This window comes from Bacillus sp. V59.32b (assembly GCF_003429085.1).
In the GTDB taxonomy this organism is placed as follows: domain Bacteria; phylum Bacillota; class Bacilli; order Bacillales; family DSM-1321; genus Peribacillus.
The window spans coordinates 1-2,247 of sequence record NZ_QVTC01000117.1 but is presented as its reverse complement, the minus strand read 5'-3'; the positions used below and the strand labels follow the sequence as shown (position 1 = coordinate 2,247).

At 40.5% G+C, this 2,247-nt stretch carries 2 protein-coding genes; one reads left to right on the top strand and one right to left on the bottom strand.

Translation table 11 applies throughout. From position 1 onward, the window contains the following. Positions 1 to 405: 405 nt before the first annotated feature. Positions 406 to 702, top strand: a complete 297-nt coding sequence (locus D0463_RS19070; protein ID WP_117308929.1) for a nuclease-related domain-containing protein — start codon at positions 406 to 408, stop codon at positions 700 to 702. A 685-nt stretch (positions 703 to 1,387) separates the two neighbouring features. Here D0463_RS19070 and D0463_RS19060 read toward each other — a convergent pair. Then, a complete protein-coding gene (locus D0463_RS19060) occupies positions 1,388 to 2,005 on the bottom strand; it encodes an RraA family protein (protein ID WP_117308927.1) in 618 nt (205 codons plus the stop codon). Positions 2,006 to 2,247: the final 242 nt, after the last annotated feature.

The following is a 2,247-nucleotide window of genomic DNA, read 5'->3' as shown; positions in this document are numbered from 1 at the left end:
TTTTCTCGTGCGGTGTCTATTCAAGGATGATGAATCAACGTCCTGCGGAAAAACGGGCTGGCAAGACCCCGCAGCGAGGTACGAGTGAGGAGACTTGCCAGTTCGTCCGCGGAAAGCGAGTAGCTTCCATGACCATTTGAAAATCAACAATGGAATTTAACAGAGCCTAAAAATAAAATGGATTTTCGAAATCAAGCCAAGGAGAATGAGAAACGGACTTGTTGGAAGTCCGTTTTTGGATAGGGATAATAAGTCTGCAGTTTGGATGATAAATTCCGGGTTTGGATAATAAACCCCGCAGTTTGGATAATAAAAAATTTCGCATTAATCTTTTGACGATTGGATGAAGGATTTCACGTTCACTGTAAAGAAATTACTCACTAACAATAGAAAAGGAGGAGTCATATGATAATAAAAGAAAGAAAAAAGCCCCTTAAAATTCAAAAACTAGAGGCTTTATTAAGAAGGTTGCCATCAAATCATCCGAAAAGACAGAAAATATCGGAAGAATTGGCTAAAAGCCTTGCGGGATATTATGGAGAACAGTCCTTAGACCATTATTTATCCGATCTTTCAGAATCTGAATATTTCATACTTCATGACCTCAGGCTTTCCGATAAAAATGAACGTTTTTTTCAACTGGACAGTTTACTAATATCGTCGCGTTTTTTTCTCATACTTGAAGTAAAAAATATTTCCTGAACGCTTTTTTTGATCAATCATTTCATCAACTTATCCGCTCTAAAAATGATAAAGAAGAGGCCTTTCCTAATCCTGTACTCAAGGTAAGCGACATAAGATTCAGCTTAAAGTGTGGCTTGATAACCAAAAATTCCCCACCATACCAATTCCCTCTCTAAGCGTAATCAGTAACCCCTCCACTCGTATTAGGACAGATCCCCAGCATATTAAAAACATTCAACACGTCATTCATGCCGCCAATATCCCTTCTAAACTAGAAACATTTCGGAGCGATTACCAAAAAGACATTTTGGTTGTTAAGCAAATAAAGAAAATTTCACGGAGTCTGATAAAACAGCACAGCCCATCCCGATATCTTAAAACAATTTCAGATCGATTATAAAGAACTGCGCCTTGGAGTCCGGTGTCCGGATTGTTCTGCGATCCCCATTAAAAGAATTAGGGGTGGATGGTACTGTACTAAATGCTCAATTTCTATGAAAGGTGCTCATGTCCCTTCTCTAAAAGACTTTGCTCTCCTTGTAGGCCCCACTATCACCAACAAGCAATTAAGAGAATTTCTCCGGCTTCCGTCCATCTCCATTGCAACCAAAATGTTGGTTGCGCAAAAATTCAAGTACTCCGGAAGTAAAAAAGGCAGGATTTATGAACTTGATTTTCCCGAAGAGAAGTAGTATTCCCAAAATTATTTCGCCAGCATCCCGTCTATGTACTTTCTTATTTCTTCAGGATTTCCGGAAATCTTACTTTCCCGTTCTTCATCTTTCACCAGCTTGTCCAATGCCTTTTTCAATACTTCTTGTTCAATCGATTGCGGGATTGCGATAACGCCGTCCGCGTCGCCGACGATGATGTCGCCTGGCTGGATGGAGGTACCTCCGCAAGAAATCGGGACGTTAATCTCACCGGTTCCTGCTTTTCCACTGGAAGCCACGGTTGTCCCTCTGCTGAAGACAGGGAAATCCAACTCTTTAATGGCAACGATATCCCTTATTACTCCGTCAACGACTAATGCACTAATCCCCATGGTTTGGGCCATTCCCACAACAAAATCACCTGCTACCGCCCGATATCGGTCCCCTTTTACATCGACGATGACTACTTCGCCTGGCTTAGCTTCTCTTATTGCCTTCAATACGGCGAGATTATCGCCAACCGCAGTTTTTACAGTCAAGGCCCTCCCTGCAAATCTGTATTCCTCTTTTAAAGGTTTAATGGCAGGGTCAAGATTGTTAAGGCCCTGCATTGCATCAGAAATACAAGTTGTCGGTATAGTTCTAAACTCATTGATTATGGATTCCATGTCATTCTCCTTTTTGAAAAATTCTGAATATCCTTATTATACAGTGAGTGAGATGACGGAGATAATATTAAAATCCTATAGACTAAGATAAAAAATATTTATATCAAATTTTTTGATTGGCTCTGTTAAACGATAATGTTGTTTTTGGGAAGGGAATCTGCGAGACTCATCGAAAATGCATACGCATTTTCTCGTGCGGTGTCTATTCAAGGATGATGAATCAACGTCCTGCGGAAAAACGG